Annotated in this window: 14 protein-coding genes, 1 tRNA gene and 1 pseudogene; 4 read left to right on the forward strand and 12 right to left on the reverse strand. The window is 39.3% G+C overall.

The features are described 5' to 3' along the window. Nucleotides 1-777 precede the first annotated feature (777 nt). Nucleotides 778-1,074, forward strand: coding sequence for a hypothetical protein (locus tag ACYT6F_RS17725; protein ID WP_472598948.1), 297 nt, complete (start codon nt 778-780; stop codon nt 1,072-1,074). A gap of 378 nt (nt 1,075-1,452) precedes the next feature. On the opposite strand, the gene ACYT6F_RS17730 is transcribed toward ACYT6F_RS17725, so the two are convergent. The 4 genes from ACYT6F_RS17730 to ACYT6F_RS17745 are packed head-to-tail and all read right to left on the reverse strand — an operon-like array spanning nt 1,453 to nt 8,262. Next, a complete protein-coding gene (locus ACYT6F_RS17730; protein ID WP_472598949.1) occupies nt 1,453-2,583 on the reverse strand; it encodes a cytochrome-c peroxidase in 1,131 nt (376 codons plus the stop codon). Between the two features lie 3 nt (nt 2,584-2,586). Beyond that, complete coding sequence (locus tag ACYT6F_RS17735) at nt 2,587-4,140, reverse strand: DUF6850 family outer membrane beta-barrel protein (protein WP_472598950.1); 1,554 nt, start codon at nt 4,138-4,140, stop codon at nt 2,587-2,589. Between the two features lie 6 nt (nt 4,141-4,146). After that, entirely contained in the window at nt 4,147-5,514 is a 1,368-nt protein-coding gene (locus ACYT6F_RS17740) for a DUF4876 domain-containing protein (protein WP_472598951.1), read from the reverse strand. A gap of 21 nt (nt 5,515-5,535) precedes the next feature. Beyond that, nucleotides 5,536-8,262 carry a TonB-dependent receptor gene (locus tag ACYT6F_RS17745; RefSeq protein ID WP_472598952.1) on the reverse strand — a complete coding sequence of 909 codons (2,727 nt, stop codon included), beginning with the start codon at nt 8,260-8,262 and terminating at the stop codon, nt 5,536-5,538. Nucleotides 8,263-8,790: 528 nt separating this feature from the next. On the opposite strand from ACYT6F_RS17745, the gene ACYT6F_RS17750 reads away from it, so the two are divergent. Further along, the gene (locus ACYT6F_RS17750) at nt 8,791-9,807 is read left to right on the forward strand and encodes a T9SS type A sorting domain-containing protein (RefSeq protein ID WP_472598953.1); all 1,017 of its coding nucleotides are present in this window, start codon (nt 8,791-8,793) and stop codon (nt 9,805-9,807) included. Between the two features lie 200 nt (nt 9,808-10,007). Here ACYT6F_RS17750 and ACYT6F_RS17755 read toward each other — a convergent pair whose 3' ends face one another. From ACYT6F_RS17755 to holA, 4 genes are all read right to left on the reverse strand, one after another. Beyond that, nucleotides 10,008-11,225, reverse strand: coding sequence for a site-specific integrase (locus ACYT6F_RS17755; protein WP_472598954.1), 1,218 nt, complete (start codon nt 11,223-11,225; stop codon nt 10,008-10,010). Nucleotides 11,226-11,476: 251 nt separating this feature from the next. After that, nucleotides 11,477-11,564, reverse strand: a tRNA-Ser gene (locus tag ACYT6F_RS17760). Nucleotides 11,565-11,796: 232 nt separating this feature from the next. Further along, nucleotides 11,797-12,738, reverse strand: coding sequence for a thioredoxin-disulfide reductase (trxB, locus tag ACYT6F_RS17765; protein ID WP_472598955.1), 942 nt, complete (start codon nt 12,736-12,738; stop codon nt 11,797-11,799). Between the two features lie 202 nt (nt 12,739-12,940). Beyond that, nucleotides 12,941-13,978, reverse strand: coding sequence for a DNA polymerase III subunit delta (gene holA / locus ACYT6F_RS17770; RefSeq protein ID WP_472598956.1), 1,038 nt, complete (start codon nt 13,976-13,978; stop codon nt 12,941-12,943). Between the two features lie 7 nt (nt 13,979-13,985). On the opposite strand from holA, the gene ACYT6F_RS17775 reads away from it, so the two are divergent. Beyond that, nucleotides 13,986-14,417 carry a type I restriction enzyme HsdR N-terminal domain-containing protein gene (locus ACYT6F_RS17775; protein WP_472598957.1) on the forward strand — a complete coding sequence of 144 codons (432 nt, stop codon included), beginning with the start codon at nt 13,986-13,988 and terminating at the stop codon, nt 14,415-14,417. A gap of 320 nt (nt 14,418-14,737) precedes the next feature. Then, the gene (locus ACYT6F_RS17780) at nt 14,738-15,481 is read left to right on the forward strand and encodes a dienelactone hydrolase family protein (protein ID WP_472598958.1); all 744 of its coding nucleotides are present in this window, start codon (nt 14,738-14,740) and stop codon (nt 15,479-15,481) included. Nucleotides 15,482-15,549: 68 nt separating this feature from the next. Here ACYT6F_RS17780 and ACYT6F_RS17785 read toward each other — a convergent pair whose 3' ends face one another. From ACYT6F_RS17785 to ACYT6F_RS17800, 4 genes and pseudogenes are all read right to left on the reverse strand, one after another. Further along, entirely contained in the window at nt 15,550-15,930 is a 381-nt protein-coding gene (locus ACYT6F_RS17785) for a PEGA domain-containing protein (protein ID WP_472598959.1), read from the reverse strand. 152 nt (nt 15,931-16,082) lie between these two features. Continuing rightward, nucleotides 16,083-16,454 carry a cupin domain-containing protein gene (locus tag ACYT6F_RS17790; RefSeq protein WP_472598960.1) on the reverse strand — a complete coding sequence of 124 codons (372 nt, stop codon included), beginning with the start codon at nt 16,452-16,454 and terminating at the stop codon, nt 16,083-16,085. Beyond that, a pseudogene (locus ACYT6F_RS17795) lies at nt 16,441-16,975 on the reverse strand (GNAT family N-acetyltransferase). The gene ACYT6F_RS17790 and the pseudogene ACYT6F_RS17795 overlap by 14 nt, the downstream one beginning before the upstream one ends. Before the next feature lie 27 nt (nt 16,976-17,002). Then, on the reverse strand, nt 17,003-17,608 hold the full coding sequence (locus ACYT6F_RS17800; RefSeq protein WP_472598961.1) for a DUF2911 domain-containing protein: 606 nt from the start codon (nt 17,606-17,608) through the stop codon (nt 17,003-17,005). Nucleotides 17,609-17,752: the final 144 nt, after the last annotated feature.

The following is a 17,752-nucleotide window of genomic DNA, read 5'->3' on the forward strand; positions in this document are numbered from 1 at the left end:
AATTTAAACAAGTCCACTTACTGCTGCTGTCATATGGCAGATCGTTTCGATAGGATATAATTTTATTCTCAAACATAATGTAATTAATCAGTATAATGAAAAATATAATAAAATCTGTTTACTTATATCACTTATGTCTCGGCATTTGTATATAGTCAACAATTAAAAGAAGAGAAAATTTAAAATTTTAAAAAAATACAAATCCGTGAAACAACAAACTTTTGAGGATGTCCTAAAAGATCTACCAGAATAAAACACTAAGGATTATGCCGAATAGTTCGCAAATAATTATTGTTGGCTTCGGCGTCTGCGGACGTTTTCTTAGAACTATATAGGCAGAGTTTTACGCCACAGCTTCCAGAAAGAAAATTTACAGAAGCAGAGAGAAACTGCAATTAGACGTAAACAGCTGGCTGTCCTATTATAGCGACAAAAGGACACATATTGGAAAACATTGTGACGATAAAAATCCAATGCAAACGTTTTTAGATAGTAAAACAATGGCAAAAACAAAGGCCTCCCGTAGGAAGCCCTTGAAACACCAAATCACAAAATATTAATATGATAAAATTTACTTTTCAGTCAGGAAATAATTTTGCAAACATCCTGAATCCGGACCCGGCGGCTGCAGATCTCTTGGGCCAATGATTGCCACCCATGACAGCAGACTGAAACCGTGAAGCGCTTACGATAGGAACACAGGCAAACTTACCGACATTTTTGCATCACTTGAGATTATTTTTTTTATATATTAGTATACCTAAAAACATATAAGTGATGCATAATTTTATAATCTGGATTGAGCTAAAAAATACAAGCCCCCAGACATACAATAAACTCCACGCCCTCCTCCGCAACAATGCAATTCATAAAGTTATTCATGATGCCACCACTGAAATTGACTATTGCCTGCCGAAAGGCCTTTATCAGTATACGGGATTGATCAACAGTAAAGACATCATGCATGATATTGTTGAAATTATGGTGAAAAAATATGTATCTGCCTACGAAATCATAGTGATCAAATCAGATGGTATTTGTGCCCGCGGTTTGAAAAAGGCAAAGAAAAAATGATATTGTTTCTCCTTCCCAGGTTCAACGTCCCGCCTGTAGTTGACAAACCAATGCCTCCGTAGATATTATGCACCTTCATGATCTGATCGTCGTGGGAGTATTGCTGATGCTTACAAAGCAGTATATAAGCCGGCGAAAGATGAGTGCTTGAAAATCCCGACAACAGTCGGAACTTTTTGTACAATAGTTGCAATCCGGGTATACACCTTCTTACCTGCATTACGTTCATAAGCATGATCTGGTGAACATTCTTGTTGGAACATGCATCGAATCGTACGCATGATTATTTTCTGGTTTGGAGAACTGCTTTTTATCAAAGTATTGATAGATGGATTCGCGCTAAGAGGCCTGGAAATCATCCTAAAGTACCGGTCTCCGTTATTCCGGTAATTCAGGCGCGCGCATTTTGTATTGATAACTATGCAGACTGCGTAAGAAATTTTCCAGATTCGTCAGTTCCTGATCAGTAAGATTAAGCTTTTCCAGCATCTTCGATTTATATGGGGCCAAGGGGCTGTTACGGTTTCGTTTTTCATTCGGCATTCCCGCATTATACATGTTCAGGACACCACGGATGTTCGGAAACAGGCCGTTGTGCATATAGGGTGCAGTCTGTGATATTTCCCTCAACGTAGGCGTCTTGAATTTCCCTACGTCTTCGGCTTTTTTCGAAATATTGTATAATCCTAAATCTTCATATTCCCTACCGAAGTAGGTGAGCCCCACATTATGAAATTTCTGATCTGAAAAATAGGGCGTGTTATGACAGTTGATGCAATTGGCTTTGGTTCTGAACAAGTGAAGCCCGTTAATTTCAGAATCGGTAAGCGCATCTTTCTGGCCACCGACGAACTTGTCAAACCGTGACGGAGGGCTGACAATCGTCCTTTCGAAAGTGGCGATGGCCTGCACAATTTTATCTTCCGTAACTTTATCGTCACCGTAAGCGTTATAAAAGTGTTTTCTGTATCCTTTGATTCTGGCTATCGTTCTAACCGCAAGCCGCGAATGGAAATTCATTTCCACAGGATTCTCAATAGGTGCTTTTGCCTGCGCTTCAAGGTTTGCCGATCTGCCGTCCCAAAAATATTCTTTGGCATAGGCAATATTCAGTATCGTCGGCGCATTCCTTGTACCCAATTGTCTGTCATGGCCGTAGGCAACCCGCCTTCCGTCTGCCCACGAGAGCTCGGGATCATGGCAGTTGGCACAGGAAATCTGACCGGACTTTGAGAGCCTTGGGTCAAAAAAGAGCTTTTTCCCAAGCGCTTCCTTCGCTTCAGAATAGGGATTGTCTTTAGGAAACGTAGGCTTGGCCAGCGGACCTATATCGTTAAAATCCTTTTTAGCCTCCTCAAAAAGGTGAGGTTTTGGCCACAGGCTCTGATCTCCGCTACCGTACAGATCCCGTAGCTCCTGAGCGGTATACCCTTTCTGAACTGTATTAAAATCCGAAAATGAAAATACTAAAAACAAAACCGCTGAAATGGAAAAAAAATACTTCATCATATTTTAATAAAATAGTGCAATGCCTGCGTTGAAATAGAGATTGGGGTTTCCGTTATAACCGGTGTTGCGTTCCAGTTCCTTACCCAACGGAAATAATGTTGCAAAATTCGTAAATATTTTAAGGTCAGTTCGGCCAGTGATTTTTTGATAAAACCTTACACCGAATTGCGGCCCTAATTTTGATGTTGCGTCAAATTGATGATCATTGGCAATGACCCCGTCATAAAGTAAAGTATTGGATGAAGCCGGTTCATATTCCAAACTTTCATGGAGCGGAAAATAAGACCTTGCACCGATCTCAACATTTATTTTCTGAGCATCCCGGTAAAAAATATCCTTATTTAATTTTACTTCAACGTCAACGCTTTTCAGATATTTATACGTAGTACCCAGCAGGTCAATCGCTGAAAAGTCACTGTAAGCACCTGCTAACGATACGCCAAATTTTATCTTTTTGCCCTCTTTTAACAGAAAACTATTAACCGTCGATACCCGGTCCAGCGTCATTCTGTAGTTCTGCCCGAATTCGGAATTATTGTAGTTATCTCCTGTTATGCTTTGGAAATCGATATTTGACATGAAATCACTTTCACTTCCCCGGTACCAGTAGTTGGCACCGGTTTTATAATTGACCAGGCGGTATTTCATCTTCTCGAGGCTTTCGATAAAGTACGTATTGTTACTCTGGTCTTTTTCAAACAGATCCTGCATTTTTTTACTGTATGTAAAATTGATATTGAAGAAATTTTTCCGGTTTTCAAATGAGTACCCGCCTCCAAAGTTCCGGTCAACTGTCCTGTAACTGAAGTCAGAGTACGAAGGAAAATAAACCAGTCTGCCGTAACCGTTTGAAAAACGCACATAATATTCAGGGTTGGCGGGAGCGTTAATGGCCTCATTGACGGCAATCAAATCATAAGTCTCGGATTTCCGGCCCAAGCCTCCGAAAACCGAGAAATGATGGTTTTTATACCGGTACCCGCCAAAGACTTTCCCAGCATAATCCGCAGTCGCAATATCCGGTCTTGGATCTGATTTCCTGTAAGCACTCTGGTTGCGGTAATCTGCCGTCGCCCCGATTTCCAAGCCTTGCCAGATACGGTATGATAAACCGCCTACGATCCGGTAGTTTTGCGTTTCCCAGTCAGCTGTTTTCGGTACAAACAGATAATTAGGACTCAAAACAAACTGCTCTTCTGTTCGTTCATTCGTTAAATTATATCCGAGTTCTTTCTCGGTGATGAAGCCATAATTAAAACTCCCCAAAACTCTTAGTTTATCAGAGATATTAAAGATTCCCTGTGTAGTAAAACCCAACTCAGTGGTTTCCTGAGCAGTCTGGCCTCTTTTCATGGGCAGGTTTTTCACAGAGGCATGGAGTCTGGTTTCCGTAAAATCGGAAAATTTCTGATTCGAAAATTGAATCGGGTTTTCCCAGATTGCGTTCAACTGCTGGGCATATACCTGATTGACGGGAATAAAAATACTGTCGTTCAACTGTGCGGAAACACAGCTGAAGGACAGAAAAAAAACGATATGTAAACTTTTAAGTATCATGGCCTGCTAATGTTGAAATCCTGTTGGATTTGCTTGCTGTTTTACGAAATCATTGGCTGAATTATTGGAATCTTCAAGGATTTTTCTCTTGGTTCCGTTAGCCATTGTCACTTCGGATTTGGTTTTTCTGATAACCGCCTCAGAACTGAATGACGCATCACAGGCAACCGAAGAAGCATCAACGGAAGCATTCAGCATTTTCGGTCTCTGCGTATTGGGATTATAATGCTGAAGATCTACCCCGTCAATAATCACCGCATTGGGGATCTGCTTGTAGTATCTTGTGGTAGTTGTAATGGTACCAACCGACGGGTCGGCGTATTCAGGATAAGAAGAAAAATCGGCTGTTTTGAAGATCACAAAACTGTCCCTACCCAAATTATCGATGATAAAATCGTTGTTCGGACTCCAGCTGCCGGTTCTTCCCCAATAAGCGATTTGCACGTCCTTAACAGCAGGGTTCTGGATGTCATACTTATATACCGGTTCACCAATTGACAGGTTGAAATCTCCCAGGTACACTTCAAAATCAGCAGCACTTAAGTCCACCGTAAGGGAAGGATTCTGGATATTTACCGGAGCGCCGGTATTATCAACAAGGGGCGCTTTATGATTCACCCCATTTTGGGCGATCACGATGCTTTGTCCGGGAAAGATCGGGTGCTGAGTCCCGTTACCCGGTATTTTGAAAATATAATCCGCATACACGTAGTCGGTATTTGCTGAATTGCCGATGGTCATTCCTACCGATTTACTCCAGTCAAACTGCCCGTTGGCCTGTGAATAGCTGTTGTTTGCCGTATTGGTATTCGCTTTCCCGTAAAGCTGTGCAATGTATAAACCGTCCGCATAGATCGTTGTATTGGAATTATTGTAGATCTCTATAAACTGATCCCTGAAACTGGCGCCCTGGGTAGCATGGGATCCTGCGTAATAAATTTGCTTAATTAACAAATCCCCTACTCTTGCCCCTTTTAACTCTATAAATGTAGTCTGGACATTGGCGTTCACAATAGCATTTTCCTGAACTCCGTTGAATGTAATTTCGGAGGCAGAAGATGGATACCCAAATGTAGAACTGAATTCATCCGCGAGCATTTTCTTTGAGACGGTGATTTTATAGGATCCGGGAATTACGCCTGAAAAGTTGGCAAACCCGTTCGCATCGGTGTTTACCGTATAGGTATCCCCGGAATTGTTATTAACCATGACTACCGTTGCATTTTTGGAATGCAATGTATTATAGCTTGAATCGTATTTCACTTCCACTCTAAAGCTGATAGGCTGAAGGTTGTTGCTTCCGTTCCCGAAGTCGTGATCCCGGCATGAAAGCAATAGCATCATCATTGTTAAAAAACTCAGTAATTGTTTCATAATATTTATTTATAAGGTAATTTAGAACTGGTATTCGATTTTCGCTCCGAAAGAAAGCTTTAACAAATCGGTCTTCAGGGTTTCGGTGTATTTTCCGTTGATCGTTTTTCCCTGAACCTGCTTTAAATCCAAAAAGTTATTGGCATAGAAGGAAAACTTAAATCCGTTCTGGAAATCCTTGGAAATTTTGAGATTGAAATTGTGAAAGACTTTTCCCAATTTTTCGCTTTCATCATCGACCCCTGTTTCTTTGATGCTTGAAAACTGACCGGGATCATCAACCTGGGCTTGCGTCAGCCCCACTTTCTCCAAATCCTTATTGATGTAAGCGTATAGTGTTTTAGGATTGAAAATTACTTTGTCATCAATAAAAAAATGCTGCGTGCGTAACGCGATCACCAAACCTGCCTTCGGTAAATGATAATTCAACGCTGCTCCCACATTGAATTGCCTGTATTTTGATTCAAAAGGTTTATAGATGCCAAACACTGCACCATCCTTATAGTTTTTCGGCATAAAATATTTATCTGTATTGGAATTATTCCGGGTGTCCACATACGCACCGTTCAAGTCCAAAGTGATATTTTTTACCGGAAGCTTATATAGACTCATCATCAATTCTAGTCCTTTGTCTTTGGACCTGAGATTATTTACGATCTTATTCTGGAGATGGTACACATTGGTGTACCCGATGATCTCATAGGTTGGGACATTGGTGCCGTTATAATTGAACTGAAGTTCTGCCTGTTGTCGTTTTGATGCAAAATTTTCATTCGTAAAACCATCGTACAGCTTGTTGTAATAAGCGGTAACGCCTACAGTACCAGAAGGAAATTTATAATCAATGCCTACTTCGGACCTCATACTTTTTGAAGGCTTTAAGTCCAGATTATCCGCGAAATCCACGAACGTCTGAACCACTCCTATATTATAATATCCCGGGAGACGGACATCGGCCAGGATCTCATCATAATAACGGGCACCGGTGTATATCATATTAATAGAAGGTGCTTTCGAGGCAATACCAAATCCACCCCTTATTTTAAAGTCTTTATAAATCAGGTAGCTGTTGATTCGTGGCTGTAAAACAGAAGCGCCATACTGGTTATCATAGCGAAGACCTGCATTCAGATTAAAAACAGCACTCCCGATCTTCTTAAACAGATTATTTTCTGCGTAGAGTGAAAATTGATATTCCGCTTTCACATTTTGTGCAAAATTATACGGTCTGAAAGCCTGCCCGCCTCCGGCAAAGACAGCAATTAAAGTCTCGGGGCTTCCTAACCTTCCGGCCCCTTTATTATCACTGCTTCGCATTGAAGCGCCGATGATAACATTGTGTACCCAGTGGGATTTTGTCTTTATATTTTTCTTTAGCTCAGCGGATAAAAACATCGAAACCGGTTTCCCTTCAACCTCCTGAACCTGCCTGTAATTTACCGGCGTATATGCACCAGTGTATACCCCTTCGGTTATGCTGGTTCCGACGACGTCCCCTCCGCTGCTCACAATTTTTGAGTCATAGGAATTCTGGTACGCCTGTGTATAATTGGCATTAACCGCCATATTATCGAAGAACCCGTTCTTAATTCTCCAGTTGAACCGGTTGGAGATCCTGAAATCCCTCTTTTTATTTCGGGTAACGGTCTGTCTGATGTCTTCTTCTTCGAAATTGGCATTATCGAAATTACTGCCATAGTCCACCGATATTGAATTACTTATATTTTTATTCCTGTTATAGACGGTCCACATCAGGCTGGTGGAAACCCTTTGGAACCTGTTAAATTTCGTCCGGGGATCAGAATTAGAATTTAAATAATTGAGATTTACATTTAAAAATCCGAGCCTGCTGACCTGAACTCCTTTATTGATGTTATATTCCTGAGTTCCCTCTCTTAAAGCAATATAAGCTCTATACGGTGTTTGACCGCTTTTCTGCTGAATTGTCACTAATCCCGAAGTAAGATCTCCGTATTTAGCAGAAGGAATTCCCTGTATTACTTCCACGCTTTCAATATTTTCAACAGGTATTTCGCGAAGGTCTACGCCAAAATTGACATTTGAAAAATAGCCCCCCTGTGCTCCGAAACCGATGGTATTGGGCATGAATACACTGCCTTCATTACTCATACTTTTGGATATCGGCGCGTAATTTCCGGTGTAGCCCTGCATGTTTTCATTGTTGGAGATAGGAATGCCGTCCACAACGATTGCGGTTCCGAATGATTTATTTCCAAATCCTTCATTGCCATTCCCTGAGAAATTACCCGGCGTTACCGACCGAAAAACTATTGGCTTAAACTCATTAAGGTTCAGATTATGTTGTTTTTGCCCCGGAATTTGTTCCAGCACCTCATTCAATGAAAATGCCTGGATGTTTTTTAACGCTTCTTCTTTAATTTCAATTTCGGAATAATTTTTTTTCTTTGCAGAAAGCATTACTTCCTTAATCCGGATCGATGCAATCTGCATTTCGACAGTAATCCGGTCAGCAGGAACAGTAATGTATGATTTCTTCTCTTCCAGCAGACCCGCTCTTGAAAAAATAAGCGTCTCATTCGCATTGTAATTAATCTGAAACATTCCTGTATTATCGGTAACTGTCCAGATGCCCGTATTCTCAATACCCACTTTTACACCCAGAAGGGGTTTCTTATCATCAGCGTCAACAACAATCCCGATCAATGTCTGTCCATTGAGAGATAGCAGAACAAACTGAAAAGCAAGAAGTAAAATTCTTTTCTTCAACGTTAACAATTTTTGCCAAAATTATTTATATTTTTTCTAAATAAAAATAAAATAGAAGGTATTTTTCCGAAAGATTTCGGATGTGGCTTAGAAACCAAAGTATACCTCTGTCGAAGCGATCAGACTTTCCGTATTGTTTATCAGATCTTAACGTTGTTATGAATGCTCGGAAACCGTTCTGGTAACTAACAGTACAGATGTTTTACCATAGAGTAAAAATCGCCAGCCACTGCTGAGGATAACACTAATAATTATGAAACTCAAATTACAAAGGGGAATCGGTTGTAAACCTAAAGTAACTCGTCTACATGTACAATTTACTAGAGGTATTTTGATACTATTTTATCTTTGCACTAACGGTCTGTTTAGTATTGCTGAAAGATACACCGGTCGTCTAATGTTGTAATATTTACATCTAAAACTATTTTTTTTTAAGGATACCGTTACATTTATGTAAAATAATCACCAAAGTCATAATGTTGGTAGTGTTTTTTTTTATACATTTGGATATATACAAAAATATCCACCATGAAAAAAACTTTACTTATCGCTACCATGGCATTGGCCAACTTTACATTCGCACAGACCTATAATAACGGCGGCTTGAGCACCGGTGCCACTTCTAACAGCGGTGTTGCTGCTCCTGCAGGATATACCTGGTCTGAAGTACAAAATAATACGGGTAATACGACGGAGTCCAATAGCACTGCAGGATACGCGGGAACATATAGCTCTTCAACGACAATTTTTTTCCTTGCAGATGACTTTACGATCCCCGCCGGTCAGACATGGAATATTACCTCCATAGATGTGTTTGCTTACCAGACAGGGTATAATGGCACTACATCACCTTTTAATACAATGCGAGTGAATATATTTAGCTCAAATCCTTCCGTAGCGGGGGCAGTAAGCGTCTTTGGCGACGATACGACAAACAGATACGCGTCCGGAGCGCAAATAAATGCATACCGGATTTTTAACAGTGCTGTGCCAGTTGCTTCAGCGCCGGGAACTACGCGCAGGATATGGAAAGTAACAGGAAACACCCCTGTGACTCTTACTGCGGGTACGTACTGGATTAAATATCAATTGCAGAATGTAACCGTTGCCAGTGCAGGATTTTTTCCGCCTGTCACCATCTCAGGTACCCGCGGTCTGCCGGGTTGGAACGCAAAACAGTACAATGCTGTTGACAACTCATGGCTTTCATTGATCGATGATGGGAATCCTACTTCAGCACCGGACTATCCTATGGATATGCCATTCATTGTTACCTACACTACAGGCAGCTTAGGAACGAAAGAGGTAATGCAGTATGATAACAGAATGCAGGTATACCCTAATCCCGTACATGACGTATTTAAGATTAATAATCCTGAAAAACTTACAATTACACAGGTAGAGATGATTGACATGTCAGGGAGAATTATCAAGACATTAAAGGGTGCTGACGAATACAACATTTCAGATGTATCCAAAGGGAATTACTTATTGAAAATTAAAACTAACGGATTGACCAAAGTTACCAACCTTATAAAGCAGTAATGAATATGACTTTACCGAACCTCGACTTAGAACAAAAGTTAGACAATTCATTTTTTACATAATTTTGCTTACCTAAAGAACATCAAATTGATGTTGTTATTAATTACATTTAATTCGGGGATGTGCATATCCCCGAACTAAAATGTATTTGAATTGGTCAACACTTAATCTGACAGTTACAAATCAACTATTCTTATTTATCAATTGGTTTTAAGACTATTTCTTAATATCGCCATATCATCACTCACTTTCTTATCCAGAATCTTCGCATAGTGCTGAGTAGTTTTAATATTCGTATGACCCAGCATTTTACTCACACTTTCAATGGGAACACCATTGGATAGAGTAACAGTAGTCGCAAACGTATGCCTTGCAATATGGAACGTCAAATCTTTGTTGATACTGCAAACACTCGCAATTTCCTTCAAATACGAATTCATTTTCTGATTGCTGAGAACAGGGAATAAAACATCTGAATTCACACACTGCGGATGATTTTCATATTTTAAAATCAGCTCCTGAGCCAAAGGCAGTAGCGGAACCCTGGTTGAGGTGTCGGTCTTTTGACGATGGGTGAAGATCCATTGGTCGCCATCAACACCGATATTGATGTTAGATTTTGACAGTTGCTTGACATCCACATAAGCCAAGCCGGTATAGCAGCTGAAAAGAAAGATATCCCGCACTTGTGTTAACCGATCAGAAGTAAAGTCCTTTTCATAAATCATCCGGATTTCTTCTTTGGTAAGATAAGGACGTTCCACAGCTTTAATCTTTGCTTTGTAGCCTAGAAAAGGATCTTTGGTTAGCCAACCGTGCGCCATACACAAACGGATGATCTTTTTGAAATTCTTTAGATACTTCACAGCGGTATTATTTCCGCATTTTCTCACACTGCGCAGCCAAAAATCATAATCACTAATAAAACCGTGATCGATTTGTGTGATATCAATATCGGAAACTTTGTATTTCCAGTTAATGAATTCTTGCGTATGCTTTAAAGAAGTTTTGTAACGTTCCAATGTTCCGGGAGCAAAATCCTGACCGACCAAGGCTTCCACTTTGTCATTATGCTCCTGGAATATCGGAATAAGCATTCTTTGCTCAATATCAGTTCCAAGCAGTTTAGATTTTAAACTCTCTGCCGTTACAAAGTTTTCTTCTTTCAGCATCAGGTAGTGGAAATCGTAAACTTTCTGTTCCAAAGTTTTAAGATAGAGATTCAGCGTTTTAGCTTCTTGCGAATTACCTAATGCCTTGTGTGCTTTAACATCCCATTTCTTCGGATCGATATACCTTTTAGCAGCAATATCTGCTGCCTTGCCGTCTATCGTGATTCGTAAGTAGATGGGAGCGGTCCCGTTTGTTCTGATTTTATTCTTTTTGATAAAGAATAGCAGGTTGAATGTTTTGTTCATTGTGTGATAACTTTAATGGTTTAATAATTTACTTTTTGTTACCACTTTTTGCAAGATGTACAATCGTTGGTCTGCCTATTGGTCGGGCTTTCCTTGATTTTTAGTGACCCATTTTTGTGATTTTTTGAATGGGACACGAAATAGGACATTTAAATCGTGACCTATTTTGATTATTTTTGATACTGCGCTAAAACAAAAAACGCTGTAAACATTGATGTTTACAGCGTTTTAGCTTATTTTGGTTTCTAACCTGGCGGAGAGTGAGGGATTCGAACCCCCGGACCTGTTACAGTCAACAGTTTTCAAGACTGCCGCAATCGACCACTCTGCCAACTCTCCCTAAACTCCGATTGTATCGTCGTTTTCAGTGGTGCAAATATAGAATGTTTTTGTGTACTGCCAAAATATTTTCTTTATAAATTTTAACAGAACGTAATAATCTACTAGAAATCAGATAAATTATTTTTAACATATCCTCGCGCAACACTTATTTTATATCATAAGCTTTTCAATGCTATGAATAAAAAACGCACTTGAAGAAGTGCGTTTAGGTTTATTTAAATAAAATATATTAATGTAATTCTGCCAAATATTTTTCGGCATCCATGGCAGCCATACATCCGCTTCCTGCTGCTGTAATAGCCTGTCTGTAGATGTGATCCTGAACATCACCTGCTGCAAAAACTCCCGGAAGATTGGTTCTTGCTGATCCTTTTTCGGTTGCGATATATCCATTTTCATCAAGATCAACCTGTCCTACGAAAATATCTGTATTCGGTTTGTGACCGATTGCGATGAAAATCCCGTCAACATCAATTTTGGAAGTTTCCTGAGTCTGGTTATTAATTACCACTGCTCTTTCCACAAGATTATTTTCACCTTCAATGGCGATCAGCTCATGATGGAATTTTACTTCTATATTAGGCGTATTGTGTACTCTGTGAATCATGGCTTTGGATGCTCTGAAAACATCTTTTCTTACCAGCATGGTCACTTTTCGGCACAGCTTGGCAAGATAAGTAGCTTCTTCCGCTGCTGTATCTCCAGCACCCACCACTACTACATCTTTTCCTTTATAGAAAAATCCATCGCAGGTTGCACATGCAGAAACACCTCCTCCTGCGTACTTTTTTTCATCTTCAAGACCCAGATATTTTGCTGTTGCTCCGGTTGAAATAATTACTGTCCGGGCAAAAATCTCTTTATTGCCTGCATATAGTTTGTGAATTCCGCCAACTTCTTTAGAAAATTCAACTTTTGTGATCATTTCATAATGCACTTTTGTGTCGAATCTTTCTGCCTGCTTTTGCAAATCCATCATCATTTCAGGACCTGTAATTCCCGCCGGATATCCCGGAAAGTTATCAACCTCCGTAGTTGTGGTTAATTGTCCGCCCGGCTCCAGCCCTGTATACAGCTCAGGTTTCAAATCTGCTCTTGCCGCATAAATTGCTGCTGTAAAGCCTGAAGGTCCGGATCCAACGATCACACAATCTAAAATGTTTTGCTCCATAATTTGCTTTTCAAAAGATTTTAAAATTTACGTCCGCTAAGTTCGTAATTTTTAATATGTATTTAAAGTTATTTTAATGATACTTGTCAATATCTAATATGTTGAATTTCGATATAGTTATTAGATGTTGGTTGTCAGTTGATGGTTGTCAGTTGATGGTAAAATTGGGTCAATCAACGAACAACAACTAACAATCAACCAATCACAATTTCATTTTAATTTTATCTACGTTAATAATTTTGTAAACCAGCTCTTTAATAAGCTCTGCCTCACTCATATTGACGGCTCCCAAACCTTTTCCTTTCATATCGAATTCTCTTAAAATAGAGATGACCCGCGTCGCATGTTTTAAGGGATATAATCTTGCTGATTCGGCATAATCTTTTATAAAATAAGGATTTACACCCATCTGTGCTGCAATCACCTGTGGCGGCTGTCCGGCCATTGTATTGTAAATAATTACGTTGGAAAAGTAATTGTACAAGCTTGCCAGCATCATTACGAAAGGATTATTCTTAGGATTCTTCCCCATGAAATGGGCTATTTTAAAAGCTGCATTGGCATTTTTTGTACCTAAAGCTTTCTGAAGTTCAAAGACGTTATATTCTTTGCTGATCCCGATATGATCTTCTACTATTTTTCCGTCCAGAAGATCGCCAGGCTTAAGGATAATCTTTAATTTGTTCAGTTCATTGGCGATCCTGGAGAGGTCGTTTCCAAGATATTCCGCAAGGAGATGAGAGATATTGGGAGCGGTTTTAATACTTAATCTGGTACATTCGTCGGAGATCCATTTCGGAAGATTGTTTTCTTTTACAGATTCACTAAGGATTAATGCTTTTGCCTTTTCTAATGCTTTTGTTGCTTTTTTACGGCTGTCCAGCTTTTTATGTTTATGCGCAAAAACCAGCACGGTAGAAGGAACAGGATTGGTTACGTAAGCTTCGAGGATTCTGTTTTCTTCTTCATTGAATTTTAAATCCTGTGCTTCTTTCACAATAATCACCTGCTTATCACCCATCATCGGAAACTGTCTCGCCAGGGAAAGAATTTCCTGGTAAGAGGTATCTTTTCCGTAGACAACGGTCTGGTTGAATGCTTTTTCATCTTCCTCCAGAAAGTCATGCTCAAGCGCTTTTACTGCAAGATCTATAAAGTAAGGCTCTTCTCCATGGAAAAAATAAATCGGTAAAACTTCTTTATTTTTAATATTTTTGAGGATTAAATCTAATTCTTTCATCTTATAAATGGAACTTCCAAAACTGAATTTTCAGGAAACTTTTGATTTTAAATTCAAGAAAGACAAAGATAAGTTTTTTATTTATGATCTGGTTCGTAAAACTTACCTTTTGCTCACTCCTGAAGAATGGGTACGACAACACTGGATCCATTATTATCTTACGGTAAAGTCTTACTCTGTTTCTGCTTTAATTACGGAAAAAAAGATCGTCTTAAATGGTTTAACGAAAAGAATTGATCTTTTAATCACTGAAAAAACAGAGCCTGTTATTTTAATTGAATGCAAAGCGCCGCAAATTAAATTAACCGAAAAAACATTTGAACAAACTGCGAGATATAACTCGATTATTGGAGCAAAAGAAATTGTTTTAACAAATGGGTTACAGCATATTCATGCGTTTTATGAGAATGGCGAGTATCAGTTTTATAGGCCGAATTGAGGGTAAAAGGTTAAGGCTAAGATTGAGCTTGGTGTTCTTATCATGTGAGTTATTTTTAGTAATTTAGATAAGATGTCTTTGATGGTATAGGAATGGAACGGAAGTATGATGTCGGTTTCCTAGCCCGGGTTGAGCGGCATGTCTGAGCTCTTTTCTGTATTCGGCGGCGGCTTTGCCGCCGCCGAATACAGAAAAAGCGAGTAGCGAAAACCGGTAAAAGCTCCTAAAAATTATAAACACAATCCGCCAGAGCCAAAAACTTCAAAAATGTAATCACTTTCCAGTATTGCCAAATTATAAATAAAATTAAATTACAAAATATGATACGCACACTATTATTGTCGGCATTCCTGATGGGTTCGGGAACTTTTTTCAGTCAGAATTTAAAACCAATTTCTTATCAGGACGGTTCGCAAAAACTAAACGGTTTAGTCACCTCAAATGCCGGAAAAAAACTTCCCGGAGTTTTAATCTTACCGGCATGGAAAGGTATTGATGATGAAGCAAAAAATGCCGCTGCAGATTTGGAAAAACAAGGGTATATTGCTTTTGTGGCAGATATTTACGGTGAGGGAAATATTCCGGAAGATAATGATGCTGCGGCAAAAACCGCAGGATATTATAAGAAAAACTATGAAGCTTACCAGAAAAGGATTTCGCTGGCGCTGGAAGAACTAAAGAAAAATGGAGCTGTTCCTGAAAAAATTGCCGTAATAGGCTATTGCTTCGGCGGAACGGGGGCTTTAGAATCGGCAAGAGGAAGTTTTCCTGTGGCAGGTGTAGTTTCGATCCATGGAAGTATCGAGAAAGACCAGACAAGAAAAAACGGACCGATTTCCACAAAAATACTGGTTGAAAATCCTGCTGATGACAAAAGTGTAACGCCGGAAGATTACAATAACCTCATCAAAGAAATGAATGAAGGAAATGCCGATTGGCAAATCATTACCTATGCTCATTCAAAGCACACTTTCACAGATCCAAAATCTCCGGATTACAATCCTGTAATGGCTAAAAGAGCATGGAACCATACGCTGATGTTCCTGAAAGAAATATTGAAATAGTGTAAATGTAAAATATAACAGTGTAACAATAACTAAATAAGTAATTGTTACACTGTTAAGTTTTAAAATTAATTTTTCTGCTCGAGTTCTACTTTATATTCTTTTGGAGAATATTTGGTAAGAGAACCTGTAGCCGCATCAATTCCGACACCGATAGCGCCACCTAAAAGAATATTGACCAACGATACCGGGTTAAAGGTTTTGGTGAGTTTTACTTCCTTATTATTGAATCCTTCTTTTTCAAAGGTTACCATTTGTTTGCTTAAGGATCTCGGAATCTCAGCAGTACAAGGAGTCGTGCATTTTTCAATTCCTTTATGAAATACTTTGGCACCTTCCGGAGTCGAATTAAAAGTGATCTTATCTTTCGTTCCTGTAAGAATACTTGCGCATGAAGTTACAGAAAGGGCGATTCCCGCTAAAAGGGCTACTGACAGTTTGTTTTTCATAGTTAGTTTTATCTCTCGTAAAATTTGCGCGAACTTACGAATAATCTTCCGTCAGTCAAAAGAAAACTATATGTCGAGGTCAGTTTGGGATCATTATAAATTATATTTTGATTGTTACACTGTTACGTTATTAAATTCATACATTATACAATTTAATCTACTCCTTCATCTTCCCGGTGTACTGATTCCATAGAAAATGCAGGGAGACAAATTGAAATATATTCACACTCCTGTTCAAAAGGATTGCTGTAGCGGATTCTGGCGCCTTTTTCGATCATAATGCTCTGACCTTTTTCCAGAACTACTGTTTCACCGTCGATCTCGAATTGTTTTTTTCCTGAAACAATCAGCGTGAATTCATCAAAATCAGGAGTCTGGTGCGGCTCGCTCCATCCCGGTGGCGCAATCATATGCGCAATTGAAAGGTCTGAATTTCCTGTGGAATTTCCCCAGTGTTCTTCTATGAGTTTTCCATCGGTAGTCGGAACTACGAATGGCGTCTGCTGGATTTTAAATTTTTTCATATTTTTCTTTTTTAATTTGGTATAAAATATTAATTCTTGAAGGTTCTCCGAAATAAGCAATTTCCTGTTCACCCTTATTTTCTGCGCCCAATCTTTCCATAGCTGTTCTGGAACGGATATTATCTTTTCCCACATGAAAATATACCGTATCGACAAACTGAAAGATATAGTTGAGCATTAATTTTTTGATTTGAGGGTTAATTCCTTTCCCCCAGGACGCTGTTCCGTAAAAAGGTATATCCAATGAAAATACTGTTATCTTCTTTGTTATAATCGTAAAAACGGGTGCTTCCCAACATTTCCCCGGAGGATTTTTCAATAATTTTAAAAGCTCCGCCGCTTTTCATAGCTCCTTCAAAGAAAGTACTGAAGACTTCTCTCTGATACCGGTCTTTGTTCGGATGCTGACTCCAGACTTCCGGGTCGGAAGCGATGTGATATAAAGACTCAAAATCCCCTTGCTGTAAGGGGATTAACTGATATTGTTCATTTTCTAATATAGGTTGAATAGAAAACTTCATTACTTATCTTATTGATGCTAACTGCAATTAACTTTTTGTTTTCGCAGCGTCGGCCTCGATTTTCTTAATTTCTCTAAGTTTATCGGCAATTTTATTTACGGCATCCGGTTTGGAAGGTTTTACCGGAACTTCTGCCTGCAGATCGTCCCATTTTAACACAAGATTAGCTGCATTTTCATCGGTAGGATTCAGCGTTATTTCAAACCACTCCTGCTTATCGGCAAGTTTGTTTACCGGAACAGTAACGTCTACCACATCCTGTTTAGGATCATAGGTATAAGCACCCCACTGCTGGAAATCTTTGTTTAAGATTACTTTCCATTCTTTTTCTGTAGGAACGATGAATAAGCCGTAAGTTCCTGCCTGCACAATTTTGCCTCCGAAGTTTACCGACTGTCCGAAAGTAATTTTTGTAGAGGAGTTGGCTCCCGCTCTCCAAACCTGTCCGTAAGGAACTAATTCTCCGAAAATTTTACGCCCTTTCACGCCGGGTCTTCCGTAATCGATCGTAATTTTAGACATTGAGAACTGCTGCTCTACTTTCTGGCGCGGGCTTGCCGCCGGCACCGAATAATCCTGAGCAAAACTGAAAACCGAAGCTGATATACAAATGGCAAATAATAATTTTTTCACTTTTAAAATTTTGTTTAAAAATACAAAATCGGGATCAGAAAAGTATTTGTTCGGGATGCTAAAATTTTGTTAAAGATTGCATTATATCCATAAAAAAACCTCACAGGTTTTTAAAACCCGTGAGGTCGATTATATAATCATTAA

The organism is Chryseobacterium sp. NG-CE01 (genome assembly GCF_055695505.1).

Bases quoted from the DNA above. Each gene is read 5' to 3' on its own strand.
- ACYT6F_RS17725 (WP_472598948.1), top strand. From the start codon at position 778: ATGCATAATTTTATAATCTGGATTGAGCTAAAAAATACAAGCCCCCAG.
- ACYT6F_RS17730 (WP_472598949.1), bottom strand. From the start codon at position 2,583: ATGATGAAGTATTTTTTTTCCATTTCAGCGGTTTTGTTTTTAGTATTT.
- ACYT6F_RS17735 (WP_472598950.1), bottom strand. From the start codon at position 4,140: ATGATACTTAAAAGTTTACATATCGTTTTTTTTCTGTCCTTCAGCTGT.
- ACYT6F_RS17740 (WP_472598951.1), bottom strand. From the start codon at position 5,514: ATGAAACAATTACTGAGTTTTTTAACAATGATGATGCTATTGCTTTCA.
- ACYT6F_RS17750 (WP_472598953.1), top strand. From the start codon at position 8,791: ATGAAAAAAACTTTACTTATCGCTACCATGGCATTGGCCAACTTTACA.
- ACYT6F_RS17755 (WP_472598954.1), bottom strand. From the start codon at position 11,225: ATGAACAAAACATTCAACCTGCTATTCTTTATCAAAAAGAATAAAATC.
- trxB (WP_472598955.1), bottom strand. From the start codon at position 12,738: ATGGAGCAAAACATTTTAGATTGTGTGATCGTTGGATCCGGACCTTCA.
- holA (WP_472598956.1), bottom strand. From the start codon at position 13,978: ATGAAAGAATTAGATTTAATCCTCAAAAATATTAAAAATAAAGAAGTT.
- ACYT6F_RS17775 (WP_472598957.1), top strand. From the start codon at position 13,986: ATGGAACTTCCAAAACTGAATTTTCAGGAAACTTTTGATTTTAAATTC.
- ACYT6F_RS17780 (WP_472598958.1), top strand. From the start codon at position 14,738: ATGATACGCACACTATTATTGTCGGCATTCCTGATGGGTTCGGGAACT.
- ACYT6F_RS17785 (WP_472598959.1), bottom strand. From the start codon at position 15,930: ATGAAAAACAAACTGTCAGTAGCCCTTTTAGCGGGAATCGCCCTTTCT.
- ACYT6F_RS17790 (WP_472598960.1), bottom strand. From the start codon at position 16,454: ATGAAAAAATTTAAAATCCAGCAGACGCCATTCGTAGTTCCGACTACC.